Source organism: Syntrophomonas erecta subsp. sporosyntropha (assembly GCF_055395365.1).
The window spans coordinates 941417-967248 of the sequence record NZ_AP042459.1 but is presented as its reverse complement, the minus strand read 5'-3'; the positions used below and the strand labels follow the sequence as shown (position 1 = coordinate 967248).

26 protein-coding genes and 1 tRNA gene are annotated in these 25832 nt (G+C 44.4%); all 27 read left to right on the top strand.

Annotation, left to right across the window (positions count from 1 at the left end; translation table 11 throughout):
• Positions 1-7 precede the first annotated feature (7 nt).
• Positions 8-637, top strand: coding sequence for a 30S ribosomal protein S4 (gene rpsD, locus ACZ5Q0_RS04505; RefSeq protein WP_446819150.1), 630 nt, complete (start codon positions 8-10; stop codon positions 635-637).
• Between the two features lie 33 nt (positions 638-670).
• Positions 671-1621, top strand: a complete 951-nt coding sequence (locus tag ACZ5Q0_RS04500) for a DNA-directed RNA polymerase subunit alpha (RefSeq protein ID WP_446819151.1) — start codon at positions 671-673, stop codon at positions 1619-1621.
• Between the two features lie 15 nt (positions 1622-1636).
• A complete protein-coding gene (rplQ, locus tag ACZ5Q0_RS04495; protein WP_446819152.1) occupies positions 1637-1978 on the top strand; it encodes a 50S ribosomal protein L17 in 342 nt (113 codons plus the stop codon).
• A 4-nt stretch (positions 1979-1982) separates the two neighbouring features.
• Positions 1983-2804 (top strand): ATP-binding cassette domain-containing protein, encoded by an 822-nt coding sequence (locus ACZ5Q0_RS04490; protein ID WP_446819153.1) that lies wholly within the window; start codon positions 1983-1985, stop codon positions 2802-2804.
• Positions 2789-3664, top strand: coding sequence for an ATP-binding cassette domain-containing protein (locus tag ACZ5Q0_RS04485; protein ID WP_446819154.1), 876 nt, complete (start codon positions 2789-2791; stop codon positions 3662-3664). Before ACZ5Q0_RS04490 ends, ACZ5Q0_RS04485 begins: the two co-directional genes overlap by 16 nt.
• A 1-nt stretch (position 3665) precedes the next feature.
• Positions 3666-4460: an energy-coupling factor transporter transmembrane component T family protein gene (locus ACZ5Q0_RS04480; RefSeq protein ID WP_446819155.1), complete on the top strand. Its 795-nt coding sequence runs from the start codon at positions 3666-3668 to the stop codon at positions 4458-4460.
• A gap of 118 nt (positions 4461-4578) precedes the next feature.
• Positions 4579-5331, top strand: a complete 753-nt coding sequence (gene truA, locus ACZ5Q0_RS04475; RefSeq protein ID WP_446819156.1) for a tRNA pseudouridine(38-40) synthase TruA — start codon at positions 4579-4581, stop codon at positions 5329-5331.
• 265 nt (positions 5332-5596) lie between these two features.
• Positions 5597-6019: a 50S ribosomal protein L13 gene (gene rplM / locus ACZ5Q0_RS04470; RefSeq protein ID WP_464827287.1), complete on the top strand. Its 423-nt coding sequence runs from the start codon at positions 5597-5599 to the stop codon at positions 6017-6019.
• A gap of 11 nt (positions 6020-6030) precedes the next feature.
• Positions 6031-6423 (top strand): 30S ribosomal protein S9, encoded by a 393-nt coding sequence (rpsI, locus tag ACZ5Q0_RS04465; protein WP_446819158.1) that lies wholly within the window; start codon positions 6031-6033, stop codon positions 6421-6423.
• 154 nt (positions 6424-6577) lie between these two features.
• Positions 6578-7321: an N-acetylmuramoyl-L-alanine amidase gene (locus ACZ5Q0_RS04460; RefSeq protein WP_446819159.1), complete on the top strand. Its 744-nt coding sequence runs from the start codon at positions 6578-6580 to the stop codon at positions 7319-7321.
• A 44-nt stretch (positions 7322-7365) separates the two neighbouring features.
• Positions 7366-8760 carry an AmmeMemoRadiSam system protein A gene (gene amrA, locus ACZ5Q0_RS04455; RefSeq protein ID WP_446819160.1) on the top strand — a complete coding sequence of 465 codons (1395 nt, stop codon included), beginning with the start codon at positions 7366-7368 and terminating at the stop codon, positions 8758-8760.
• Between the two features lie 240 nt (positions 8761-9000).
• Positions 9001-10002 carry an AmmeMemoRadiSam system radical SAM enzyme gene (amrS, locus tag ACZ5Q0_RS04450; protein WP_446819161.1) on the top strand — a complete coding sequence of 334 codons (1002 nt, stop codon included), beginning with the start codon at positions 9001-9003 and terminating at the stop codon, positions 10000-10002.
• Positions 10003-10226: 224 nt separating this feature from the next.
• Entirely contained in the window at positions 10227-11009 is a 783-nt protein-coding gene (locus tag ACZ5Q0_RS04445; protein ID WP_446819162.1) for a short-chain-enoyl-CoA hydratase, read from the top strand.
• 672 nt (positions 11010-11681) lie between these two features.
• Positions 11682-11990: an arsenate reductase family protein gene (locus tag ACZ5Q0_RS04440; RefSeq protein WP_464827259.1), complete on the top strand. Its 309-nt coding sequence runs from the start codon at positions 11682-11684 to the stop codon at positions 11988-11990.
• 5 nt (positions 11991-11995) lie between these two features.
• Positions 11996-12655, top strand: a complete 660-nt coding sequence (locus ACZ5Q0_RS04435) for an MBL fold metallo-hydrolase (protein WP_446819163.1) — start codon at positions 11996-11998, stop codon at positions 12653-12655.
• A 162-nt stretch (positions 12656-12817) separates the two neighbouring features.
• On the top strand, positions 12818-13855 hold the full coding sequence (gene argC, locus ACZ5Q0_RS04430) for an N-acetyl-gamma-glutamyl-phosphate reductase (protein ID WP_446819164.1): 1038 nt from the start codon (positions 12818-12820) through the stop codon (positions 13853-13855).
• 29 nt (positions 13856-13884) lie between these two features.
• The gene (argJ, locus tag ACZ5Q0_RS04425; RefSeq protein ID WP_446819165.1) at positions 13885-15090 is read left to right on the top strand and encodes a bifunctional glutamate N-acetyltransferase/amino-acid acetyltransferase ArgJ; all 1206 of its coding nucleotides are present in this window, start codon (positions 13885-13887) and stop codon (positions 15088-15090) included.
• Positions 15091-15177: 87 nt separating this feature from the next.
• Positions 15178-16026 carry an acetylglutamate kinase gene (gene argB, locus ACZ5Q0_RS04420; RefSeq protein ID WP_446820810.1) on the top strand — a complete coding sequence of 283 codons (849 nt, stop codon included), beginning with the start codon at positions 15178-15180 and terminating at the stop codon, positions 16024-16026.
• A 13-nt stretch (positions 16027-16039) separates the two neighbouring features.
• Entirely contained in the window at positions 16040-17230 is a 1191-nt protein-coding gene (locus ACZ5Q0_RS04415) for an aspartate aminotransferase family protein (protein ID WP_446819166.1), read from the top strand.
• Between the two features lie 24 nt (positions 17231-17254).
• Positions 17255-18196: an ornithine carbamoyltransferase gene (gene argF, locus ACZ5Q0_RS04410; RefSeq protein ID WP_446819167.1), complete on the top strand. Its 942-nt coding sequence runs from the start codon at positions 17255-17257 to the stop codon at positions 18194-18196.
• Positions 18197-18400: 204 nt separating this feature from the next.
• A complete protein-coding gene (locus ACZ5Q0_RS04405) occupies positions 18401-19606 on the top strand; it encodes an argininosuccinate synthase (RefSeq protein WP_446819168.1) in 1206 nt (401 codons plus the stop codon).
• Between the two features lie 317 nt (positions 19607-19923).
• The gene (locus ACZ5Q0_RS04400) at positions 19924-22041 is read left to right on the top strand and encodes a ribonucleoside triphosphate reductase (protein ID WP_446819169.1); all 2118 of its coding nucleotides are present in this window, start codon (positions 19924-19926) and stop codon (positions 22039-22041) included.
• Entirely contained in the window at positions 22038-22754 is a 717-nt protein-coding gene (locus tag ACZ5Q0_RS04395) for an anaerobic ribonucleoside-triphosphate reductase activating protein (RefSeq protein ID WP_446819170.1), read from the top strand. Before ACZ5Q0_RS04400 ends, ACZ5Q0_RS04395 begins: the two co-directional genes overlap by 4 nt.
• 595 nt (positions 22755-23349) lie before the next feature.
• Positions 23350-24744, top strand: a complete 1395-nt coding sequence (gene argH, locus ACZ5Q0_RS04390; protein ID WP_446819171.1) for an argininosuccinate lyase — start codon at positions 23350-23352, stop codon at positions 24742-24744.
• Positions 24728-25021: a hypothetical protein gene (locus ACZ5Q0_RS04385; RefSeq protein WP_446819172.1), complete on the top strand. Its 294-nt coding sequence runs from the start codon at positions 24728-24730 to the stop codon at positions 25019-25021. Before argH ends, ACZ5Q0_RS04385 begins: the two co-directional genes overlap by 17 nt.
• 146 nt (positions 25022-25167) lie before the next feature.
• Positions 25168-25338 carry a hypothetical protein gene (locus ACZ5Q0_RS04380; RefSeq protein ID WP_446819173.1) on the top strand — a complete coding sequence of 57 codons (171 nt, stop codon included), beginning with the start codon at positions 25168-25170 and terminating at the stop codon, positions 25336-25338.
• A gap of 97 nt (positions 25339-25435) precedes the next feature.
• Positions 25436-25510 (top strand) — tRNA-Thr (locus ACZ5Q0_RS04375).
• Positions 25511-25832 lie beyond the last annotated feature (322 nt).

Genomic DNA, 25832 nt, shown 5'->3' with positions numbered 1-25832 from the left:
GGTATAAGTGGGAAGATATACTGAATCGGTTTGCCGTCAGTGCCGCCGTGAAGGAGAAAAGCTTTTCCTAAAAGGGGACCGCTGTTATTCTGAGAAATGTGCAGTGGAAAAAAGACCGTATCCTCCAGGTGCTCATGGCCAGGGACGCCGGCAGAAACCCACCGAATACGGTATCCAATTAAGGGAGAAACAAAAGACTAAAAGAATATATGGATTAATGGAGAAACAGTTCCATAATTACTTTAAAAAAGCCGATCGTCAGCAAGGTATTACCGGTGAAAACCTGCTTATCCTTCTGGAAAGAAGGCTGGACAATGTGGTTTATCGGCTGGGCTTTGCTGCATCTCGCAAGGAAGCCCGTCAACTAGTAACCCACGGGCATTTTAGAGTCAATGGGAATAAAGCGACCATCCCTTCAATGTTGGTTAAAGTCGGGGATGAGATTGCAGTAGTTGAAAATAGTAGGGATTCGGTTAAGTTTCAGGAAATTAAGGATCAGGCCGCCTATAAGACTCCTCCAGAGTGGCTAAGTGTTGATGTAGAAAATTTAACCGGTTCTGTATTGGCCTATCCTACTAGAGAACAGATCGACACTGCTGTAAGTGAACAATTGATAGTCGAGCTGTACTCGAGATAAACGCACCTCTATAAAAAAGGAGGGGATAAGTGAATGCTTGAGATGGAAAAGCCGCGTATCGAATGTGTAGAAAAAGATGCCAGCGCAAACTACGGAAAATTTGTCATCGAGCCACTTGAAAGAGGTTATGGGACAACGCTAGGCAATTCCTTGCGCCGGGTCTTACTTTCTTCCTTGCCAGGTGCAGCGGTGACCTCCATAAAAATTGATGGAGTACTTCATGAGTTTTCTACCATTCCTAATGTGGTGGAAGATACCACGGAGATTATACTGAATATTAAACGCATGGTATTGCGTTACGACTCAAACGAGCGCAAAATCATTCGGCTGGAGCAGACTGGACCTAAGGAAGTTAAAGCGAGTGACATCGAGCCGGATGCAGAGGTAGAGATTCTTAACCCCGATCTGCATATTGCTAATTTAGATACAGATGGGAAATTGGTAATGGAACTAACAGTAGAGCGGGGCCGGGGTTATGTTAGTGCTGATCAGCAGCCCAGCAAGAGTGAGGAGATTGTCGGACTGATTCCTATAGACTCAATTTATACACCGGTTACTAGAGTTAACTATACGGTGGATAATGCCAGGGTTGGAAAAAGGACTGACTATGACAGCCTCACATTAGAAGTTTGGACTAACGGGAGTATCAGCCCTGAGGAAGCCATTAGCCTGTCGGCGCAAATCCTTATCGAATACCTCAAGCTATTCACCGAGATAGATGATACTTATGCTGAAGTAGAAATATTAGTGGAAAAGGAAGAGGAAAAGAAAGATAAGGTTCTGGAGATGTCCATTGAAGAACTGGAACTTTCAGTTCGAGCTTCCAACGGGTTAAAAAGAGCTAACATCAATACGGTTGGCGATCTAATTGAAAAAACCCGTGAGGAAATGAGTAAAATCAGGAATCTCGGACAAAAATCACTGGAAGAGATCGAACGCAAGCTGGGCGAATTGAGCCTGGGGTTCAAAAAACCAGAGGATTAGAAAGGAGGACTGGCATTGAGTTACCGCAGATTTGGGCTGAGAAGCGATCATCGAAGAGCCTTGCTCAGAAACTCAGTTACCTCTTTGCTGGATAGTGAAAAAATCACCACTACGGAAACACGGGCTAAAGATATAAAAAGACTGGCTGATAAAATGATCACCCTGGGCAAGCGGGGGGACCTGCATGCTCGCCGCCAGGCTCATGCCTACCTCATGAATGACGATGTAGTGCATAAACTGTTTACCGCCCTGGCGGGTCGTTATAATGAGCGCCAGGGAGGCTATACACGGGTCATTAAGGCCGGTTATCGTAAAGGTGACGGCGCTCCCATGGTAATTATAGAACTGGTTGATTAGTACCATGATCCAACTGGAAAATGTCAGCTATACCTATAATGGGAGTTCACAGCCGGTGATACCCGGACTAAATCTGGCTATCGGCAGGGGACAAATCACCGCTATAGCAGGTAGAAACGGTTCCGGTAAATCAACACTGGCCAGGCTCTTTAACTCCTTGCTTATTCCGACTTCAGGAGTAATTCGCATAGACGGAATGGATACCCGGGATGCTAAACATCAAAGGGAGATCCGGCAGCGAGTGGGCCTGGTGATGGCGGCCCCTGACAACCAGTTGGTTGCAAATATAACTGAAGATGAGGTGGCTTTCGGGCCGGAAAATCTGGGATTATCCCGGGATGAAATTCGGCAAAGGGTGGATGCCTCTTTATACATGGTGTCAATGGAGGATTATGCAAAAAATCCTCCTTATCTTTTATCAGGCGGACAAAAACAGCGGGTATGTATTGCGGCAATCCTGGCTATGCATCCCCGCTATCTGGTGCTGGATGAGCCTACCTCTATGTTAGATACCCAGGGCCGCCAGGAAGTCCTTAAGGTGCTGCTCAAAGTCAGGCAGCAGGGTACTGGTATCATACTGATCACCCAGCACATGGAGGAAACTCTGGTAGCAGACCGTATAATAGTTCTTAATAATGGCAGGATAGAACAGGATGCCCCCCCTGAAAAGGTCCTGACCCAGGTAGATAAACTGGAAGGGGCAGGGCTTGAACCGTTGGAGATTAGTAAAATTATTTTAACCATAAATCAATTATGTGGGGCAGACTTACCTAAAGATATTTTAAGGTTAGAGCAACTGGTGAAAAGGTTATGTCACTTAATGTAGAAAATATCACTCATATTTACCAGCCGGGTAGTTATTTTTCCCGCACGGCTATTAAAGATTTATCATTTTCCCTCCCACCTGGGGAGATAATCGGTATGATGGGTCGTGAAGGCTCCGGTAAATCAACTCTGCTTAAAATATTATCTGGTTTCCTAAAACCTACCCGGGGAAAAGTAACCCTGGATGGGCAGGATCTCCATAGGCTTAATAAAAAAGGCCTGCTAGCTGGTCAGGTAGGATTAGTTATGCAATTTCCCGAACAGCAGATTTTTGCCGGCCGGGTTTTTGATGAAATAGCCTTTGGACCCCGTAATGTATCTATTAGCAGTAAAGATATCGAGGGACAGGTAAGACAGTCTATGCAGGCTTTGGATATGGATTATGAGGCTTACGCGGATCGTAAACCTGAAACTTTAAGCAGCGGAGAAAAGCGCCGGGTGGCCGTGGCTTCCATTATGGCTATGGCCCCCCGTTATTTGCTTTTAGATGAACCACTGGCTGGTCTGGATCATCCCGGACGTCAGCACCTTCTTCATGCATTGCAACAAATAAACATTCGGCGGGGGACGGGTATACTCATAGTCAGCCACCAATTACGTTATTTGTTGCCCCTTTGTAACCGATTGATATTTCTAGATCAAGGTCAGATAGTACAAGAGTTAACCTGTGGTAAAGAATCTACAATAGATTTGGTTAGCGAGCAGTTTAATATAGAGCTACCTTTACATCTGCAGTTGGTCCAGGAATTAAAAGAGCAGGGGTGGGAACTTTCAAGTCATTTTACCAGCCTGGAAGCCACCTGTCAGGAGATAGCCATGCATATTAAAAGAGACGATGGTCAGCTGGTGGGGGAGAATTAATATGTTTGATCAGCTACTTTTAGGTCAGTATATTCCCATAGATTCATTCCTACATCGGCTGGATGCACGGGCTAAGGTTGTGGTTACCCTGTTACTAGGAATAGTTATATTTAAGGTTAAACAACCTGGATTTTTGCTGATTACTATTCTATTATTAACGGTTTTACTTATAAGCAGCCGGGTTGGAGTAAGGTATTACTGGCAGGGTATTAGGCCCTTTCGTTTTTTGATTATAATCACTTTAAGTTTACTGGCACTTCTAACCCCAGGTACAGTATGGTGGAGTTTTAAGCTTATCAACATTACATACCAGGGTTTACAGGCAGCTGCACTGCTGGGAGTGAAAATAATTCTTATCTTACTGCTTATGAACCTGTTGACTGCTACTACATCTCCGGTAGCACTAATGGATGGGCTAGAGAGAATAGGAAAACCACTGCTCAAGTTGGGTTTTCCCCTCCATGAACTTATTATGATTATGACCATTAGCCTGCGGTTTCTACCCTTACTTATGGGTGAAGCGGTACGCATATATCAGGCCCAACATGCCCGGGGAGCCAGCCTAAAAAGGGGAGGCTTCCAGGCCAGGCTCACAGCGCTAATGGCCATACTAATTCCACTTATCAGGCATTCCCTGCACCGGGCCGATTTATTAGTGGAGGCTATGGAAAGCCGTGGATACCAGGGGGGAAACAAGCGCACCTCCCTTCATGACAGTCCCCTGGTCGGGGCTGATTATTTTTATATGGCTGGAATCGGCAGTATTAGCTTGGTACTTCTATTTTGGGGAAAGTAGCATTCGAGCTACCTTTGAATAACAGGGGGGCCGACTGATAAGTACTAATCGGGGTTAGCCCGAGAGTTTAAACCGGGCAGTGTCATCATAATTATCGTATTTGGTAGGGTGATTGTTAATGGGTAAGATTGCAATGGTAATTGAATATGATGGTAGTCAATACCATGGGATACAGGTGCAAAATAATGCCCATACGGTGCAGGCAGAAGTGGAGCATTGTATTTATGGCTTAACTGGTGAAAAGGTGTCGATCCTATTTGCGGGTCGTACCGATGCCGGTGTTCATGCTTTGGGGCAGGTAATAGCCTTTAATACTAATGCAACTATTCCGGCGCCGCGCTGGAAACCGGCTTTAAATAGTTTTTTGCCTGCCGATATAAAGGTAGTCAAAAGTGCTAAATGTTTAGATGATTTTCATCCTCAATACATGGCGGTTGAAAAAGAGTACATTTATCGTATTTACCGCCGCACCGAAGGAAGTGTATTTTACCGGAATTATGCTTTATGCAATACGGAGCCATTAGATATAGAAGCAATGCAAAAAGCCTGTTTATTTATAGAAGGATGTCATAATTTCAAAGCCTTTTGCGCTAGCGGATCGACTGTAAAAAATCATGAGCGTATGGTCTACCGATGTCAAATAGTTGATAAAGAACCGTTTTTGAATCTTAAGATTGAGGCCAATGGATTTCTTTATAATATGGTGCGAATTATAATGGGTACAATATTGGCGGTAGGGCGGGGAAAATACCCACCCGAAAAAATTGTCTCCATTATTAAAAGCCAGGATAGAAGCCAGGCCGGGGCTACAGCTCCCCCCCAGGGACTCTACCTGAGCAAGGTTATATATCCTGAAAAATACGCTTTTTAAACATTGTATAATGGGAAATAGCTATGTATGCAAACTAACGAGCCTACACCTTTTGACGATAGAATTAGAAGTAAAATTAACTTTAAACCATAAAAACTAGAAAAAGTAAGGGAATATATTTGACAAGCCGCCTTAATTTTAGCTAATATAATAAGGTAATCTCAAGAGGTATGTCTGCCTCCCGCCCCGTTGGCAGGTTTACTTTTACGGATAATATACTGAGCTAGAGCATGGTTCTACAGGAGGGAAAAACGTGAAAACCTACATGGCAAAGCCGGCGGAAGTTGACCGCCAATGGTATGTTATAGATGCAAGCGGACAAACTCTGGGTCGACTCGCTTCTGAAGTTGCTGCCATTCTCAGAGGAAAACATAAACCCACCTTTACACCGCACGTCGATACCGGCGATTTCGTTATCGTGATTAATGCGGAACAGATTCGCCTGACCGGAAATAAGCTTTTACAAAAAAAATATCGCTACCATACCGGATATCCGGGTGGATTAAAAGAGATAGACTACAAAAGCTTACTGCAAAAGAAACCGGAAAAAGCTATCGAAATTGCAGTAAAAGGTATGTTGCCGCACAACCGTCTGGGTGACAAGATGTTCAAGAAGCTTAAGGTTTACCGGGGAAGTGAGCATCCCCATCAAGCCCAGAAACCGGAAGTTCGCGAGCTTAGAGGGTAAGGAGGATCGAAATGGCGAAGGTACAGTACTGGGGAACTGGAAGAAGAAAGGAAGCTATAGCCAGGGTCAGACTAGAACCTGGTGATGGCAAAATTATTATAAACGATCGCGCATTTGAAGATTATTTTCCCAATAAAACCAGCCGGCTGATTGTTCAGCAGCCCCTGGAGCTGACCGAAATGTCTGGACGCTTTGACGTTTTTTGCCGTATAAATGGCGGTGGGATCAGTGGACAGGCAGGCGCAGTTCGGTTAGGAATTGCCCGGGCATTAGTCAAGGCTAACCCTGATTTAAGGTCTACTCTAAGAAGAGCTGGATATCTTACCCGCGATCCGCGTATGAAGGAAAGAAAGAAATACGGATTACACAAGGCCAGAAAGGCTCCACAATATTCAAAACGCTAGAAACACAAAAAACCTCCCTTTCATTTTGGGGAGGTTTTTTTATACCGCAAAATCATTCGGTCCAGGTCAAGTTCATAAATCCTCCTTCCTCGAATTATAATTGTTACTTGGGCAGCATATATAATAAGTAGCAATTCGACAACGGGGGTAAAAAATGAAATTTGCCAAGGTTTTTTATATACCCAGGCGAGCAGGAGCGATTAGTATAGCCCTGGTACTACTAATCGGCTTATGCCTGGTGGCGGTATGGAGTAATGGATCCTACGAGATGGTAATGTCATATGGGGTAGCTAATAAAGTCATTACTATAGACCCAGGACATGGGGGATTTGATCCAGGGGCCCAGCGAGGGGATATTTGCGAAAAAGATATTACCCTGGCCATCAGCAAAGAACTAACTAAACAACTAAGCCAGGCGGGATCAGCTGTTATCCTATTACGTAATAGTGATCAGGATCTGGCTGATAAAAATTTCACTGGAGCATTACGCGACCGCAAGCGACAGGATTTAAGCCGGCGGGTAGATAAGGCTAACCAGTCTAAAGCTGATCTGTATGTGAGCATACACACTAATGCTGATCCCAGCCCGCGCTGGCGGGGCGCTCAGTGTTTTTATTGTGCCAGTAGTGAGGAAAGTCGCCGGGTAGCCGAATGTATTCAGGAGGAATTAACCCGTATTTTGGGGAATACTAAACGTAAGGCTTTATCAGGGAACTTTTTTATAACTGAAAGAACGCAAATGCCGGCCGTGATCGTGGAGGTGGGATTTATCTCCAACCCGGAAGAGGGCCGGCTACTAATGGATCCTGAATACCAGAAAAAGGTTGCTCAGGCGATTTTTTCGGGGATTGTTAAATCCCAATCCCGGGCCATTGACAATAGTAAAAGAAATCCCTAAAGTAAAGAACTTTAGGCGAGGTTTAATAAAAGGAGGTTGACATTATGTTAACCTATGCAGCTATTTCTCCTCATCCCCCCCTTATTATACCTGACATCGGTGAGGAACAACTGCAGGGAGTACAGGCCACTGTAGAAGGATTAAAAAAAGTGGCTAGGCAGTTAGTGGAAAGCTGTCCCGATACAGTAGTTTTTTTAACTCCCCATGGTAATGTATTTGCTGATGTCCTATCGAGTTTAAGTGCGCCCTATCTGGCCGGGGATTTGGCCAGCTTTGGCAGCCAACAACGCTGGACAGGCTTACCAAATGATGTGGAGTTCCTGCGGGAAGTATCACTGCAAGCCGTGGATCAGGGAATTAATTTTGTAGCTATAGATGAGGATACAGCCCTTAATCATCGCCTTAATCCTCATCTGGATCATGGAATCCTGGTTCCTTTGTATTATCTGAGGGAAGCCGGTTTACAAAATGTACGAGTGGTGCCCATTAGTATTGGCTTTATATCTCTCTTGGAATTGTATCGATTTGGATTAATCCTGCAGCAGACAGCCTCACAGTTAAAGCGTCGCCTGGCTGTGGTAGCTTCCGGGGATCTTTCTCATCGTCTGAAAAGTGAAGGACCTTATAACTATCATCCTGATGGTCCGGTTTTTGATCAAACTATTTACAATTTATTAAAAACCGGTGATTTTGAGGGGATTATGAAAATTCCTACCCCCCTAAGGGAAAATGCTGGGGAATGTGGGTACCGTTCTATTGTTATTATGCTAGGTGCTTTGGATGGCTTTAAGGTAGATAGCCAGGTATTCAGTTATGAAGGACCCTTTGGGGTGGGATATCTGACGGCTGGTTTTATTCCCCACCAGACTGCTCCTTCTTTATTGGATAAGCTTAGCCAGGAGAAAGCGCAGGAAATTAACTCCTGTAGGGAGCGAGAAAGCATACCTGTAAAATGGGCCCGCCTAACCCTGGAAAACTATATTAGTAAAGGGAAACCGGCGGATTTACCTCCGGTCATGCAGAAATTATTAGAGCAACGGGCGGGAGCCTTTGTATCTTTAAAAAGGGATGGGCAGTTACGAGGATGTATTGGGACTATCGAACCGGTTCACCAGAACCTGGCCGGAGAAATTCAGGCTAATGCTATAAGTGCTGGTACTGCAGACCCGCGCTTTATGCCGGTGGAGGAACATGAGCTGGATGAACTAGTTTATTCGGTGGATATTCTGAGCCGGCCGCAATCATGTACCCGGGAAGATCTTGACCCTAAGCGTTACGGGGTAATTGTCAGCGCTGGTGGGAGAAGAGGCTTATTATTGCCTGATCTGGAAGGGGTAGATACGGTAGATAAACAGCTGCAAATAGCTCTGCAAAAGGCAGGTATTAAACCGAATGAAGCCTATAAAATAGAGCGTTTTCAGGTGAGCAGGTATTATTAGCTTTCTAGTGATGCATATATACGATGTGATGGAAAGTTCCGTAGTATAATTGCCGCCGGCTTGGGGCCATAGGATTTTTAAACCGGGTCTGGTAGCTGAAAAGTTGCTATCCTGGTGGATAAATTGGCACCAGTGTGAGGCTATTTATCTTCAGTAAGCCCGGTCTTATTAACGATAGGTCCCGTATGTTTTAACTTTTGTCTTTTCTTAATTTTTTTAATTTAAAAATGGAGTTTTTTTATGCGACTGAGGAAAGCCAGGTACTATACGAAAAAAGATAATGACATGGTACATTGCCAGCTATGTCCACACCATTGTCATATTAAAGAAGGTGCTCATGGTATTTGCCGGGTACGGATTAATCGTGATGGAGAGCTTTACACCATAAATTATGGTGAGCTTACTTCTCTGGCCCTGGACCCGATTGAAAAAAAGCCGCTTTATCATTTCTATCCTGGGGCTTTAATTTTATCAGCAGGTACTATGGGGTGTAATTTATCCTGCTCTTTTTGCCAGAACCATACTATTGCCCATGGGATACCGGATACCCACAGGCTTGAACCGGAGAATATGGTGGAACTAGCCCGAAAATGTAAACCCGAAGGAGCCCTAGGAGTGGCATTTACCTATAATGAACCTTCGATCTGGTATGAATATGTGCGGGACACAGCGGAGCTGCTGGTGGGGGAAGGTATGCAGGTGGTATTGGTTACCAACGGATATATAGAAGAGTCACCTTTAGATGAACTGCTTCCCTGGATTGGGGCCATGAATATTGATGTTAAATCATTTAGTTCAGATTTTTACCGGCGCCATTGTAAAGCCCGTCTAGATGAGGTCAGAAAACGAGTTGAGCAATGTGTCGGCAAAACACATCTGGAGATTACTACCCTAATAATCCCGGGGGAAAATGATGCTGTAGAAGAGATAGAAAAACTGGCTAAATGGCTGGCTTCTTTAGATAGGAGCATACCACTACATTTATCCCGCTATTATCCTGCTTATCATTTTGAAAAGCCACCTACACCGTTAGATACCCTCAGCCTGGCCCATGATACGGCCCGGCAGTTTTTGGATTTTGTCTATGTAGGAAATATTCTTGGTGAGGTAAATAACACTTATTGCCGAAATTGTGGTGAGCTTTTAATATCTCGCCATGACTATAACAGTAAAATTGTCCATTTACAGGGAAATAGATGTAGCAATTGTGGCAGTAAAGCCGAATATGTAGTAGGATTATAGTAAGGCCGAGTAAAAAATTGTATATAAAAATGGGAAGAGCAGCGCTCTCCCCACCTTTTATATGAAAGCCAATCGGGAAATCCCAATTAGCTGTTCAATCATTAGCATACCCAGTAATTAGAATATGAATACCTGTAAGATTGTGTTACAGGTATAGAAAATTTCTAAGAGTTCAAATATAATGAAAATAGAGTAAATATAGCCTGGAGGGAGGAAATAACTTAATGTCGTACCAATTTCTAATTTTAGAGAAAGAGGAAGGTCTGGGCATACTGTATATTAATCGCCCGGAAGCACTGAACGCACTTAATGGGGACGTGTTGAAGGAACTGGGTCAAGCTGTGCAGGAGATTGCTACTGATGATGAAATCCAGGTACTGATTATTACCGGTGCAGGAAACAAATCATTTGTAGCCGGTGCTGACATCAAGGCCATGCAGCCGTTAAACGGTGTAGAGGGTCGTGAGTTTGGCATTTTAGGAAATGCGGTATTCCGCAGTCTCGAGGATCTTGAAAAACCGGTTATTGCTGCTGTAAACGGATTTGCCCTGGGTGGAGGCTGTGAACTGGCTATGGCAGCTGACATCCGCCTGGCTTCGGATAAGGCTAAATTTGGCCAGCCTGAGGTAGGCCTGGGAATCACGCCTGGTTTTGGAGGAACCCAAAGACTGGCTCGTCTGGTAGGAGAGGGAAGAGCTAAAGAACTGATCTTTACAGCTGATGTAATCGGGGCTGATGAGGCTTACCGCATCGGTTTAGTTAATCACGTCTATGTGGCTGATACCCTGTTGGACGAAGCTAAAAAACTGGGCCGCAAGATAGCTTCCAAGGCTCCGCTAGCTGTTAAATTTGCCAAGGCAGCCATTAATGATGGCCTGCAGACTGATATTGATACTGCTATATCAATTGAGGCTGATCTGTTTGGATTATGCTTCTCTACCGCTGACCAGAAGGCGGGCATGACTGCTTTCTTAAATAAAGAGAAAGCCAAATTCGAAGGTAAATAATTAAAGAAGATAAACATAGCTAAAAAGGAAGGGTATAATACCCTTCCTTTTTTTGTGGGTGCGCCCGGCATAGGCGCTGCAGGGTGAAAGTTTCGAACGGTAGAGGTAGCAATAATTGCTTAAGACCAGGGGGTCTTAAGCTAATACAGAATCTGCAGGAAGTAGGCGGCAGATCCCAATTTGGCGGGTACCGACAGGGCCCAGGCAGGAATTGTGTTAGGTCAGAGCGTTACTTAATTTTAATTCCTGTAAACCGCAGCATACATACGGTATGGGGATTATCTTTCTGGTTGATTTAGGGTTGCGCTGTGGCAGAACAATTATATGCACCTAATCGATAATGTAGTGTTCATTAGCGAAAGGCAGAATGAAACAAATAAATTACGGACAGGTTTCTAAAGAGGAAAAGATAAAGTTGGTAGCGAATTCTTAAAATGTAAAATGAGGAAAAAAGTTTAGCTTATCCAGCTAAACCAAAATAAAATAAGCAATTAGATTACAATAAGTCGTTGGGTGCAGGTTACCAAGGGTTAATAAGGGGATTTTCTTCAGAATGTTGGGCAGGGTTGTCATTTATATGTATTAAAACCAATGAGAGATGAGGTGTTCCAATTGGCGCAACCGGATATCATTTTTTACTGTGTGAGTTCATGAAAAACCTGCCAGAAAGCCTTGGCGTGGCTGAGGGACCAACAGATTGATTTTACCTATCGGGATCTATTAAAAAATCCTTTACAACCGCAAGAAATAAAGCACCTGGCTAGTTTATTGGAACGTGAAGTAAGGGGGTTAGTAAATCCCAAAAGCCAGGTATTTAAGAAGATGGGAGTTAATCTGGAAACCATGGGTGAAAAAGAAATTATTCAGTTAATAAATAGTAATCCTCGTATATTAACTCGCCCGGTATTGGAGGTTGGCTCCCGGGGTATAAGCGGTTTTAAAGCTGGGGAGTACGAGCAATTATTTAGCAAAAAGGGGTGATGGGCATGGGGGTAACCACCATCACTTTAGGAATGACTAATTCCTATCTGATTAAAGGGGAAAATGGATACTTACTAGTTGATGCGGGAGAACCTTGTAAATTTAAGCATTTTAAGAAGCATCTTGACCATCTGGGAATTGATCCTCATGAGATCGAACTAATAATTATAACCCATGCCCACTACGACCACGTAGGCTGCCTGGCTCAAATAAAGGCCATGTGTGATAGCCTGGTAATTATTCATCCTCATGAAGCCAGGTTTATTGAGAAAGGGCGGGTGATTATTCCACCGGGGACTAACTGGTTAGGTAAATTATTTAGTGTTGTGGGAAGATGGAGCAAATATTTGTTCAGTTTTGAGCCCGTGGAGGCTGAATTACTGGTAGACTATGAATTCGATCTTACCCCTTATGGAGTTTCCGGGAAGATTATACCTACTCCGGGACATACCCCCGGTTCAATATCGGTTATACTGGATGATGGACAAGGGATAGTGGGGGACCTGGCTATGAATTTCCGGGGACAGAATTATCCTATTTTTGCCGAGCATCCGGAGCAGATTTATTCCAGTTGGAAACTGATAATAGAAAAAGGAGCTAAGACCATTTACCCAGCCCATGGCCGTAGCTTTAAGGCCAGTAAATTGCTGGAGAAAATAAAATAGTCCGATTTTAAACTGCTGATTGCTATTCACCGGAACAGGACCGGTGTTTTTTTTTGCACTTAGGGGTTGGAGTATTGCAAAATTATTCACACGGCTGTATAATTATGAGAGTTATTTTGATGGATCTAAATACCATTACTCGACTACGGGAGGATTAAAACAATGTTTAAGATTGGTATTATCGGAGACGGATATACAGCAGCTGATTTGTTAAGGCTACTAGCCGGTCATGATCAGGTACAGGTGAACGCCATTTTTTCTACAGAAAATATTGGCAGGCGTATTGACCATGTCTATCCACACTTAGGTGGATTTACGGATCTGGTCTGCCGGGAAACCGATGTCGAGTGGATTAAAAATAATTGCGAAGCGGTTTTTCTGGCTTTGCCGCATGGGTTGTCAGTCCCTATGGTCATGGAATTAAAAAGTGCCGGCGTAAAAAGTGTTGATTTAGGGGCTGATTTTAGGCTCAAGGATGCCTGTATATATGAAAGATATTATGAAACTGTGCATCAGGCACCAGATCTTCTAAAGGAAGCTGTCTATGGACTGCCGGAGCTTTACCGCCAGGATATTCGCCAGGCAGATATCATAGCTAACCCGGGTTGTTTTCCGACCAGTGCTATTTTACCTCTGGCACCATTACTAGCTACCGGGGTAGTAAGCGGACAGGGGATTGTTATTGATTCAAAATCCGGGGTCTCTGGAGCGGGGAAAGGATTAAGAGCCAGCAGCATGTTCTGCGAAGTTAATGAAGGGGTAAAAGCTTATGGGGTAGGAACCCATCGCCATAGCCCGGAGATTGCCCAGGAACTGAGCCGGGCTGCCCAAAGTCCTGTGGATATCATGTTTACACCCCATCTCATTCCTATGAATCGGGGTATACTAACTACTACGTATACGCACTTAAGACCAGGGATGAAAGCCCTTGAGGTAAGAGAGGTGTTAGAGGATAAATATGCCCGGGAAACTTTTGTAAGGGTACTGCCCGAAGGGGTTATGCCCCATACTAAATGGGTTTATGGAAGTAATTCCCTGGATATAGGGATCTTTGCTGATGATGATAGTGGTCATGTAATCATTGTTTCAGCTTTGGATAACCTGACCAAGGGAGCTTCTGGACAGGCGATTCAAAACCTTAATTTATTACTGGGGATTGAAGAGACTAAAAGCCTGTATTTCCCCGGAGTACACCCATAACCGGCCAAAAATGAGCAGGAGGAAAAGAAATGAAGATCATACCAGGGTCAGTTACTGCTCCCCAGGGATTTTTAGCCCAGGGAGTTTATGCCGATATAAAAAAGAAAGATAAAAAAGATGTAGCCCTTATTTATTCTCCAGAAGAATGTACCGCGGCTGGTCTGTTCACTACGAACCAGGTGAGGGCTGCCTGTGTGGACTTTGACCGGACCCAGTTAGTTAATGGATCCGCCCGGGCTATTGTCGCCAATAGCGGTAATGCTAATGCCTGTACGGGAGAACGGGGCTTTAGTGACACAATACGTATGGCCGAATTAACCGCCCGTCACCTGGGGATTAGTTCTCAAGAGGTTCTAGTCGCGTCAACTGGGGTTATTGGCGTACCGTTATGTATGGAGAAAATCGAAAAGGGGATAGCTGAGGCGGCTACCAGTCTTAGCCGGGATGGTGATCACCATGCCGCTTTGGCTATTATGACAACTGATCTGATCAGTAAGGAACTAGCAGTTGAGGTGGAAATTGGGGGCAAGGTGGTCCGTATCGGGGCTATAGCTAAGGGTTCTGGGATGATTCATCCCAATATGGCTACCATGCTGGCCTTTATTACTACTGATGCAGCCATTACTAGTTCCTGTTTACACAGTCTGCTTAAATCCTCGGTAGATCGCTCTTTTAATATGATCAGTGTGGACCGGGATACCTCTACCAACGATATGGCTCTCATTCTGGCTAATGGTTTGGCGGGGAATAGTCTGATTGACCGGCTGGAATCTCCTGGATATAAGATCCTGCAGGAAGCCCTTGATTATATATGCTTATCCCTGGCAAAACTGATTGCCCGGGATGGAGAAGGGGCAACCCGCCTTATTGAAGTACAGGTGCTTAATGGGGCGGATTTAGCCACTGCTCGTACCATAGCCCGCTCAATAGTAGGTTCTAACCTGGTTAAGACCGCGGTATTTGGTCAGGATGCCAACTGGGGCAGAATACTGGCAGCGGCAGGTTATTCCGGGGCCCATTTTGATGCTAACCGGGTGGATATCTATCTGGGGGAGGAAAAGATGGCGGCAAATGGGATGGGGCTAGCTTTTGATGAGGATAAGGCATTAAAAGAGCTGGGCAAAGACACGGTAATTATTAAGGTGGATCTGAAAGCAGGTAGCAGTGATGCCACTGCTTGGGGATGTGACCTGTCCTATGATTATGTAAAGATTAATGCTGCTTACCGGACCTGATGAAACCGGTATGTTTGGGGATCTAAATTAATCAGGCGATGAGCCTTAAATTTGTAATTGGGGGAAGGTAAAGTGGTAACCTCAGCGATGGAGAAAGCAGAAATACTGGTGGAAGCTCTGCCTTACATAAAAGATTTCTATGGGAAAAAAGTCGTTATAAAATATGGTGGGGCGGCTATGATAGACTGCGAATTAAAACAAAAAGTGATGCAGGACATTGTATTAATGCGCTATGTGGGTATGAAGCCTATTGTAGTACATGGCGGGGGTCCAGCAATTAATGACATGCTTAAGCGTTTAGATATAAAAAGTAATTTTATAAATGGATTACGGGTAACTGATCGCAATATCATGGAAGTAGTGGAAATGGTACTAGGCGGCAAAGTGAATAAGGAGATCGTCGCCGGATTAAATGCCAGCGGGGGTAAAGCGGTGGGGATTTGCGGCAAAGATGGTAATTTGATTAATGCCCGACCGGTTGATCCTTCAGGAAAAATGGGCTTTGTAGGAGAAGTAGAGCAGATTGATCCGCAGATTATTGATACCGTAATCGATCATGGGTATATACCGGTTATTGCTCCCATTGGGATTGATGAAAAGGGGCAAACTTATAATATTAATGCTGATCTGGTGGCGGCCGCTATCGCGGTAGCCATCAAGGCGGATAAATTAGTATTGTTAACTGATGTACCAGGTCTGCTTAGAGATGCCCAGGACCCGGATAGTCTAATATCGGTTCTTCAGGTAAGCCAGGTGGCAGAACTCAAAAACCAGGGCATTATCGCCGGGGGGATGTTTCCTAAAATACAGTGCTGTGTGGAATCAGTCACGGGTGGGGTGGGGCGAACCCACATTATCGACGGACGGGTTCCTCATTCCATTCTATTAGAGGTATTTACCCGGGAAGGTATTGGGACGATGGTGGTAGATGGTTAACGGAGGGATTAATATGACTAATAATGAGCTTATAAATAAAGGGCAGCAGTATGTAATGAATACTTATAGCCGTTTTCCCATCGTTCTGGTAAAAGGCCAGGGGTCCTATGTATGGGATGCTAACGGCAAGCAGTATTTGGATTTTGTAGGTGGGATTGCGGTTTGTGCCCTGGGCCACTGTCCGGATGAGTTAAATAAAGTTCTACAGGATCAAGCGAATTCTCTATGGCATGTTTCTAACCTGTACTGGAATAAGCCCCAGGTGGAACTGGCTCAAAAATTAGTGGAGCTTTCTGGATTAGATAAGGTTTTTTTCTGCAATAGTGGGGCGGAGGCTAATGAGGCTGCCATAAAGCTGGCCCGCAAGTATTTCTTCCGCAAAAATCAAGCTAATAAAAATGAAATCATTGTCTTTCGTAACTCTTTTCATGGCCGGACCATGGGGGCCCTTACTGCTACGGCTCAGCCCAAATATCACCAGGGCTTTACTCCTTTGGTACCTGGTTTTAGATGGGCGGATTATAATAACTTATCCTCGGTAGAACAGGCCATTACGGAAAATACCTGTGCTATTATGGTGGAGCCTATTCAGGGGGAAGGAGGCATCAAGCCGGCTGATCCTACTTTTCTAAGAAGTTTAAAGCGTATTTGTGAGCAAAAGGATTTATTATTATTATTTGATGAAGTTCAGTGTGGTATGGGGAGGACCGGTAAAGCTTTTGCTTATCAGCACTATGGAGTGACTCCCCATATTTTAACCATGGCTAAAGCTCTAGGAGGAGGATTCCCCCTGGGAGCCATGCTGGCTAATGAGGAGGTATCTGGTGGCTTTGCCCCGGGCGACCATGCTTCTACCTTTGGAGGTAACCCATTGGCAACTGCAGTGGCCGGCCGGGTGGTTGACATTATTGGCCGGGAAAAATTTTTACAGGGTGTACAGGAAAAAGGCCAAATGCTAAAAGAAGCCCTGACCAGGCTTTCTGATCCCCGCATAGTGGCAGTAAGGGGCAAAGGTTTAATGCTGGGGATAGAATTTAATCAGGAGGTCAAGGAATTAGTAGGCTTGTGTCTTAAACAAGGGCTGCTGCTGGTAGGAGCCGGACCTAATGTAATTCGATTTGTTCCCCCGTTAACTATTAATGATATTGAAATTAATCAGGCCGTTAAAATATTCCAGGAAGCCCTCCAGGAGTGGGATAGCTAAGGAAAACATGAAGGAGTGGACAACATGCAGGAATTAAATAATACCCTGCGGGGAAGAGACTTTATCAGCATACATGATTTTACCATTGAGGAAATCGATTATATGCTGGAAACAGGGGCTATACTGAAAAAAGAATTGAAAAGTGGTATTCCCCATCCTCACCTGGCGGGGAAGACTTTAGGTATGATATTTCAAAAGTCTTCTACCCGTACCCGGGTAGCTTTTGAAGTGGGAATGTATCAACTGGGCGGACATGCACTTTTTTTAAGTCCCCGGGATATTCAAATCGGGCGGGGTGAAACTATAAAAGATACGGCCCAGGTACTATCCAGGATGGTCAATGGTATTATGATCCGTACTTTTGCCCATGAGGAAGTATTGGAATTGGCTCGCTGGTCAGATGTACCGGTGATTAATGGACTTACTGATTTGCTGCATCCTACCCAGGTAATTGGGGACATGATAACTATACGGGAACACCAGGGGGGGCTTAAAGGCATTAAGTTAGCCTTTGTTGGGGATGGAAATAATGTAGCTCATTCCCTGCTCTTTGGTGGTGCTAAAGTGGGCATGGATGTAGTAATCGCCTCACCTAAAGGTTTTGAACCAGACCCGGTTATCCTGGAAAAAGCCCGGCAGGATGCTAAACAGACCGGAGCTAAATTGTGGGTAGTAGAAGATCCAGCTGAAGCAATCGCAGGAGCGGACGTAGTATATACTGATGTATGGGCCAGTATGGGGGAAGAAGCCCAGGCAGATACTAAGGAAAAACAGTTTCTCAAGTACCAGGTCAATAGTAAGCTAATGTCCCTGGCCCACCGGAACGCCATCGTTCTGCACTGCCTGCCGGCTAAGCGGGGTAAAGAGATTACTGATGAGGTAATGGACGGTCCCCAGTCGGTAGTCTTTGATGAGGCAGAAAATCGTCTGCATGCCCATAAAGCCATTATGGCTCTGGTGATGTAGATTAGGAAATACAGATTAGGTCTACACTATAGGCTGCTGTGGTAAAAAGGCGTTTAAAACAAGTAATATGAAGTCGGGGAAAGAGGTGAAGAGGTTAAAAAGCGAGGCGAGGCACGTAATAAAATAGGGGTATTTTCGCAAATAGGATTAATATTAATAGCTGGTAATATAGTGCAATAAATGCACATTTCGGGAGGAATAATCATGGAAAAAGTCGTACTAGCATATTCAGGGGGGCTGGACACCTCCATTATAATCCCCTGGTTAAAAGAAAACTATGGTTATGATGTAATCGCCTACTGCGCTGATTTAGGACAGGGAGAAGAACTGGACCCCGTCCGGGAGAAAGCTATGAAATCCGGGGCCTCCAAGATTTATATAGATGATCTTAAGTATGAATTTGTTACGGATTATATTTTCCCGGTTTTAAAAGCGGGAGCCGTTTATGAAAAAAAATACCTGCTGGGAACCTCTTTTGCCCGGCCGTTAATCGCTAAAAAAATGGTGGAGGTAGCTGAAAAAGAAGGAGCCGTCGCCATTTGTCATGGTGCTACCGGTAAAGGTAATGATCAGGTAAGGTTTGAGCTAGGCATCAAAGCCTTAAATCCTGATCTGAAAATAATTGCGCCCTGGCGGCAATGGGATATTCGCTCCCGGGAAGATGCCATTGACTATGCTAATAGCCATGGTATAGAAGTACCAGTGAGCAAGGAGAAAATCTACAGCCGGGACCGCAACCTATGGCATATCTCCCATGAGGGTGGAGATCTGGAGGACCCGGCCAATGAACCGAAAAATGACCTGTACGTATTAACAGTTCCACCTGAAGAGGCTCCTAATACACCCACCTATGTAGAAATAAGCTTTAAAGCAGGAGTGCCGGTAGCTATTAATGGAGAGGAAATGAGGCCAGTCGAGCTTCTTACCGAACTAAACCGCCTGGGCGGGGCTAATGGGGTAGGTATTGTGAGTATGGTAGAAAATCGTCTGGTAGGTATGAAGTCCCGAGGTGTTTATGAAACTCCCGGGGGTACGATTCTTTATGCGGCTCATGAGGAGCTGGAACGCCTAACTCTGGATCGGCGTACCTTGCAGTTTAAAGAACAAATGGCTACTAAATATGCGGAGCTCATTTATGACGGCAACTGGTTTACTAAGCTAAAAAAGGCTATGGATGCCTTTGTTGATGAGACCCAGAAGACGGTGACCGGGAATGTAAAAGTAAAACTATATAAGGGTAGTTGTGTAGCAGTAGCCTCTACGTCACCCTATTCTTTATACATGGAAGACCTAGCTACCTTTAGTGCTGATCAGGTCTATAGTCATAAAGACGCGGAGGGTTTTATTAACCTGTTCGGACTACCTTTGCAGGTACAGGCTCGGTTGGAAAACAGGATAAAAGCCGAGTAAGGAACGGCCTAGGCAGTTATCTTACGAAATTTTAAGTTATTAAAACAACATAGGACTTTAATCGGAGCAGAATGGGAGTAGAGCCCCATTTTGCTCTTTTTTGTGATGATATTCTCTGTGTAAAATCTAGAATGGGCTCAAAAAAGCTCGTAATATGCCGGAATAAATTTCAAAAAACCATAATAAACTGATTAGTTGCATAATTATCAGTTTGCTGCCTATCTAATAATCTAATATAATTAGTATACTTAATATAGTAGTGGGCAACCTGTTCGACTACTATATATTGTGGTTTATACATATAAGGGGGATGCAATATGGATATAAATAATATCAAAAAAAGGGATGGCAGAATCGTACCCTTTGAAAAAGAGAAAATTACCAAGGCGATCTGGAAGGCAGCCCAGGCAGTAGGTGGTAAGGATTATGAAACCGCAGTTAACCTGACTGAAAAAGTAGTTGAGATTGCTCAATATGTGGGTGATGATGAAATTGCTACTGTGGAAGGTATACAGGATCTGGTAGAGCGGGTACTGGTTAAAAACGGCCATTATAAAACTGCTAAGGCTTACATTCTGTACCGTAAGCAGCATGATGACCTGCGGGAAACTAGTCAACTGTTATTTAACAATAAAATAATTGCTGATTACCTGGATAAGAACGATTGGCGGATTAAAGAAAACTCTAATATGACTTATTCCCTGCAGGGGATGAATTTCCACATATCTTCTTTAATAGTATCCCAATACTGGCTCAACCAGATCTATCCTCCAGAAATAAAAGAAGCTCATACCCAGGGGGATTTCCATATTCATGATCTGGGTATCCTGGGTGTTTATTGCGTGGGTTGGGACATCCGTGATTTACTCTTGGAAGGTTTCAAGGGAGTGCGGGGTAAGGTGGCCAGTGGACCGGCCAAGCATTTCCGCTCTATTCTGGGGCAGATTGTTAATTTTTTCTTTACATTGCAGGGAGAAGCCGCCGGAGCTCAGGCCTTTTCTAATTTTGATACCCTGCTGGCTCCTTTTATTCGCTATGATAACCTGGATTACCGTCAGGTAAAACAGTGTTTACAGGAATTTGTATTTAATATGAATGTACCTACTCGGGTAGGCTTTCAAACCCCCTTTACTAATGTTACTATGGATCTTAAAGTTCCGGGCTTCATGAAAAACGAGCCCGTCATTATCGGTGGTAAATATATGGACACCACTTATGGTGAATTCCAGAAGGAAATGGACATCTTTAACCAGGCTTTTGCCGAGGTAATGATGGAAGGGGACATCGAAGAGCGGGTATTTACTTTCCCCATTCCCACCTATAATATTACTGAAGATTTTGAATGGAATAATCCTAATTACGATAAGATATGGGAAATGACAGCCAAATATGGTATACCCTATTTCTCCAACTTTATCGGTTCGGATATGAATCCGGAAGATGCTCGTAGTATGTGCTGCCGCCTGCGGCTGGATAACCGTGAACTGCGTAAACGCGGGGGTGGGTTATTTGGAGCTAATCCCCTGACTGGATCAATTGGAGTAGTAACTATCAATATGAGCCGTCTAGGCTACCTATCCAAGACCAAAGAAGAATTTTATGAGCGGCTAGAGCGGATGATGGAAATGGCTAAAAACAGCCTGGAAATTAAACGCAAGATATTAGAAAATCTGACTGAATCAGGCTTGTATCCTTATTCACAGTTTTACCTACGCAGCATTAAAGAAGGATTTGGACAGTACTGGAAAAACCACTTTTCTACTATTGGCCTGATCGGCATGAATGAAGCCTGCTTAAACTTCATAGGCCGGGATATTGGCAGTGAAGAGGGGACGGCCTTTACCAAAGAGGTTATGGATTTTATGCGCGCTAAACTGGTGGAATTCCAGGAGCAAACCGGCAATATTTACAACCTGGAAGCTACTCCGGCCGAAGGAGTAAGCTATAGTATTGCGCGTAAGGATAAGGAACATTATCCGCATATTACGGTAGCTAATGAAGCTGAGTACCGCCGGGGAGCAGAGCCTTATTATACTAACTCTACGCAGCTACCTGTAAACTATACTGATGACCTGTTTAATGCTCTTAACCTGCAGGATGGATTACAGACCAGGTATACGGGTGGTACCGTATTCCATGTATTCCTGGGGGAATCGGTAAACTCCATTGAATCAGCTAAAAAATTGGTCAGCAAGGTCTGTGAACAGTTCCGACTACCTTATTTTACCCTGACACCGACCTTTAGTATTTGCTCCAGCCATGGCTACTTGAGCGGCAAGCACAACTATTGCCCCATCTGTGAAGCAGAGGGACGTACTACTGCTTGTGAGATTTACTCACGGGTGGTCGGTTATCTCCGTCCAGTCGATCAATGGAATGCCGGTAAACAGGCGGAGTTTGACAGCCGGAAAGTGTACGACAGGGCCTTACAGTGATAAAATTTGCGGGTCTGATAAAACAAAGTCTGGTAGACTATCCCGGGGAAATAGCGGCGGTGCTATTTACCCGGGGGTGCAATATACGCTGTCCCTTCTGCCATAATAGCCATCTGGTTATTCGTTCGGTCCGAATGCCAGGGGAAGAAATAGAACTGCCTGATGTAGTGGAATTTCTGGCAGAACGGCTGGGTTTTCTGGATGCGGTAGTTATCACCGGAGGAGAACCAACCCTTCATCCGGAGCTTCCGGAAGCCTTGCGCCGGTTTAAAGACCTGGGCTACCTGGTAAAACTGGACACTAATGGGACGAATTCAGTTATGCTGGATAAATTACTCCAATCAGGCCGATTAGATTATGTAGCCATGGACATAAAGGCTCCTTTTAATCAACAAAAATACCAGCAGGCCTGTGGTAAGCTAACTACCGAGGAGTTTTGCAGCATCCGCAATTCGGCACAACTGCTCATGGCAGCAGATGTGCAGGTAGAATTTCGTACCACGGTAGTCCCGGTTTTACACAGTGCCGAAGATATAGAGAATATAGCTCGTTCTATTCAAGGTGCTTCATTATATACTCTGCAGCAGTTTAACCCTACTGCGACTCTGGATACCGGCTACATGAATGTAGTTCCTTATAGCCGGGAAGAAATGCAGCATATGGCCGAGCTCTGTTCACCATATGTACAGGAAGTCCGGGTAGTAAATATATGAGTGAAGCCAAAAAAGTTTATGGGGACTATATAAGTTAGAATTTATAAGCCAGGTGTATCTGCTACAGGAGCACCTGGCTTTTGTATAGAGTAAATTTGGATGGTTGTACCAGGGAGAGCTGTTAGCCGGGCTGGGCAAAATTGCGCTTTATTACCGGGAGACAGAGAGAAAAGTAAGATAATTATTGTCTAAACATATGCTTATAAAAATAAACAAATGTTTAGAGCGGTGGTAAAAGCAGGTTAAGGACCAGGTAAGCGAACTGGCAGCCGGAATTTAAGCAAAAAGAATTACCGGTATTGTATAAGTTAGGATTGCTGGCCAGTGGTTACCCGTTACAGAAGTACCTGTTTTTATATAGAGAAAAACCGATAGTTGTACCGGAAAGATTTTTTAGCCAGTCTGGGCAAAATTGCGTTTTCTTAATGGGAGACGGAGAGGAAAGTAGATAATTATTGTTCTAAACATATGCTTACAGAAATAAACAAATGTTTAGATTATTCTACCGGTGGAGCCACTCCGGTCTCTTTTCTGTACAAGCAAGGGACTAAAAGGATATAATAAGGAATGAAATTCTGGAACTTGAGGTGTAATCATGAAACTGTGGAGTGGCCGGTTTACCAAAGCCAGTGACAAATTAACGGAAGACTTTAATGCCTCTATTGCGGTTGATCAGCGTATGTACCGGCAGGACATCGCTGGAAGCATTGCCCATGCCACCATGCTGGCTCGGCAAGGCATCCTGACTCCCGAAGAAGGGGATCTGATTGTAACCGGATTAAAAGAAATCCAGCAGGAACTCGAAGAAGGTAAGCTGGAATTTACCGTAGAAGCAGAAGATGTACACATGAACATAGAAACATTTCTGATCAGGAAAATCGGAGAGGTAGGTAAAAAACTACATACGGCTCGCAGCCGCAATGACCAGGTAGCCCTGGATGTACGTCTTTACCTGCGTGATGAGATCCAGGCGGTTCGGAATTTAATTATAGATCTGCAACAAGTTATATTAGACCTGGCCTCTAAGCACCGGCAAAGTATCATGCCAGGTTATACACACCTGCAAAAAGCCCAGCCGGTTACCCTGGCGCATCATCTCATGGCTTACTTTGAAATGCTGCGGCGAGACTTAGGTAGGTTGGACGACTGTTTTAAACGAACTAATTCTATGCCGCTAGGCTCAGGAGCCCTGGCTGGAACCGGATTTCCACTAGATCGGGAACTAGTTAAAGAAAAGTTAGGTTTTGAGGAAATTACCCGCAATAGCCTAGATGCAGTTAGCGACCGGGATTTTGCCGTTGAATTTGCCGGCCTGGCCAGTATTCTTATGATGCATCTATCTCGTTTTGCGGAAGAGATAATCCTCTGGTCCACCGAAGAATTTGGCTTTGTGGAACTAGATGATGCTTTTTCCACAGGTTCCAGCATCATGCCCCAGAAAAAGAATCCCGATCTGGCTGAATTGGTACGGGGGAAGACCGGGCGGGTATACGGGGATTTAATCACCCTGTTAACCCTCATGAAATCCTTACCCTTAGCTTATAACAAAGATATGCAAGAGGATAAGGAAGCCCTATTTGATGCCGTTGATACTGTTAAAAAATCCCTGATGGTATTGGCACCCATGTTGAGTAGTGCTAAATTCAGAACTGATCGCATGGCATCAGCAGCCCGAGGTGGGTTTACTAATGCCACTGACCTGGCAGACTATCTGGTAAACAAAGGACTGCCTTTTCGGGATGCCCATGCCGTAGTAGGCCGGGCAGTTTTGTACTGCATTCAGAAAGGTATCAGTTTGGAGGAAGTAGATCTGGCTACCTACCGTGATTTTACACCATTGATTGAAAAGGATGTGTACCCATATATTGATGTCCTGCAATGTGTAATCCGGCGTCAGCTCCCCGGAGGCCCGGCGCCAGATACGGTTGAACAGGCCATAAAAGAAGCCGGGGAATGGTTGAGGAGGGTGAAGAATGTATCAGCCGAGTAAATTCGAGTGGAAAGATGGTAAACCTGACCAGGAACAGGTGGAAGAATGGGCCGAGACTTTCTTTTATAGTATGATGAATTTACTTAATGCTTTTTTCTGTCATGTGGATATAAAAGAGGCCGCTGATCGTCTAGGAAGTATACCATTCGATGAATTAACGGTTCAGCAATTAGAGGGGGAAAAGCAGGTAGTTATTGACATGGCCGTGGCCCGGGTCCAAGAGCTAGCCGAAGCGGAGCTTTTGTATATGCAGGCCTACGGCGAACAAAATAGCTAACCATTATACCTGATTTATCGTGAGACCTACAGCCGGTATTAATCCCGGCTATTTTCATAGAAAGAATATGGGACTATTCCCGGTGCATATAGGGTGCTACAATTACTGTTAGTTTTTAGATATAGTAATTGGAGGAGAAATAGATCATGGAGAAATGTAGTATTTGTTCCAGACAGTACCCTGAATCTACTTTGAAAAAGATGATTCAGATAATAGATCGAAAAGCCTATATCAACCTAATCTGTCCGGCGTGCCAGGCGGTAGTTTCTAATAACCCTAATTATTACTATCTGGTAGACGATAAAAAGGCCAAATAGACATTTATCATGCTTTCTGGTTACCCAGCCCCAGAATCTTGACTGGGGTAAAATATCCTGCTATTATCAATATGTTCATATATAGTAATTATAATAGGCCGATGTGGCTCAGTGGCAGAGCAGCTGATTCGTAATCAGCAGGTCCGCGGTTCGAATCCGCGCATCGGCTCCAAATGGAAGTAAGAACCCGCAAGTGATTGCGGGTTTTTTGGTTTAGCGGGGACAAGGGGACAGGTTTGCTGTCCCACACCTTAAAAACCGTGGTCTTATTAAACTGTCGTATCGTGCACTCTTAGGTTCCTTGGTAACTATTGATCCCGGGCATTTTCTTAAGTTAAGGTCAATAATTAGGAACAAGTGATGTGGGCAAGTGAAGTGGGACAGTAACCCTGTGATATACTCCCCTCTTAGTAGAGGTCAAAATTTTTTGTTATTCTAACTGTCTATTTTGAGGGGAGCATATCCCCTTGTCCCTTTATCCTCTTTAGGGTAGA

What these genes read in the sequence shown, in the direction of transcription:
- rplM (WP_464827287.1), top strand. Translation starts at nt 5,597, where the DNA reads ATGGCAAAGCCGGCGGAAGTTGACCGCCAATGGTATGTTATAGATGCA.
- rpsI (WP_446819158.1), top strand. Translation starts at nt 6,031, where the DNA reads ATGGCGAAGGTACAGTACTGGGGAACTGGAAGAAGAAAGGAAGCTATA.
- argF (WP_446819167.1), top strand. Translation starts at nt 17,255, where the DNA reads ATGCAGGAATTAAATAATACCCTGCGGGGAAGAGACTTTATCAGCATA.
- argB (WP_446820810.1), top strand. Translation starts at nt 15,178, where the DNA reads ATGGAGAAAGCAGAAATACTGGTGGAAGCTCTGCCTTACATAAAAGAT.
- ACZ5Q0_RS04460 (WP_446819159.1), top strand. Translation starts at nt 6,578, where the DNA reads ATGAAATTTGCCAAGGTTTTTTATATACCCAGGCGAGCAGGAGCGATT.
- ACZ5Q0_RS04415 (WP_446819166.1), top strand. Translation starts at nt 16,040, where the DNA reads ATGACTAATAATGAGCTTATAAATAAAGGGCAGCAGTATGTAATGAAT.
- ACZ5Q0_RS04490 (WP_446819153.1), top strand. Translation starts at nt 1,983, where the DNA reads ATGATCCAACTGGAAAATGTCAGCTATACCTATAATGGGAGTTCACAG.
- ACZ5Q0_RS04405 (WP_446819168.1), top strand. Translation starts at nt 18,401, where the DNA reads ATGGAAAAAGTCGTACTAGCATATTCAGGGGGGCTGGACACCTCCATT.
- ACZ5Q0_RS04435 (WP_446819163.1), top strand. Translation starts at nt 11,996, where the DNA reads ATGGGGGTAACCACCATCACTTTAGGAATGACTAATTCCTATCTGATT.
- argJ (WP_446819165.1), top strand. Translation starts at nt 13,885, where the DNA reads ATGAAGATCATACCAGGGTCAGTTACTGCTCCCCAGGGATTTTTAGCC.
- ACZ5Q0_RS04380 (WP_446819173.1), top strand. Translation starts at nt 25,168, where the DNA reads ATGGAGAAATGTAGTATTTGTTCCAGACAGTACCCTGAATCTACTTTG.
- argC (WP_446819164.1), top strand. Translation starts at nt 12,818, where the DNA reads ATGTTTAAGATTGGTATTATCGGAGACGGATATACAGCAGCTGATTTG.
- ACZ5Q0_RS04480 (WP_446819155.1), top strand. Translation starts at nt 3,666, where the DNA reads ATGTTTGATCAGCTACTTTTAGGTCAGTATATTCCCATAGATTCATTC.
- ACZ5Q0_RS04445 (WP_446819162.1), top strand. Translation starts at nt 10,227, where the DNA reads ATGTCGTACCAATTTCTAATTTTAGAGAAAGAGGAAGGTCTGGGCATA.
- truA (WP_446819156.1), top strand. Translation starts at nt 4,579, where the DNA reads ATGGGTAAGATTGCAATGGTAATTGAATATGATGGTAGTCAATACCAT.
- amrA (WP_446819160.1), top strand. Translation starts at nt 7,366, where the DNA reads ATGTTAACCTATGCAGCTATTTCTCCTCATCCCCCCCTTATTATACCT.
- ACZ5Q0_RS04485 (WP_446819154.1), top strand. Translation starts at nt 2,789, where the DNA reads ATGTCACTTAATGTAGAAAATATCACTCATATTTACCAGCCGGGTAGT.
- amrS (WP_446819161.1), top strand. Translation starts at nt 9,001, where the DNA reads ATGCGACTGAGGAAAGCCAGGTACTATACGAAAAAAGATAATGACATG.
- argH (WP_446819171.1), top strand. Translation starts at nt 23,350, where the DNA reads ATGAAACTGTGGAGTGGCCGGTTTACCAAAGCCAGTGACAAATTAACG.
- ACZ5Q0_RS04500 (WP_446819151.1), top strand. Translation starts at nt 671, where the DNA reads ATGCTTGAGATGGAAAAGCCGCGTATCGAATGTGTAGAAAAAGATGCC.
- ACZ5Q0_RS04385 (WP_446819172.1), top strand. Translation starts at nt 24,728, where the DNA reads ATGTATCAGCCGAGTAAATTCGAGTGGAAAGATGGTAAACCTGACCAG.
- ACZ5Q0_RS04400 (WP_446819169.1), top strand. Translation starts at nt 19,924, where the DNA reads ATGGATATAAATAATATCAAAAAAAGGGATGGCAGAATCGTACCCTTT.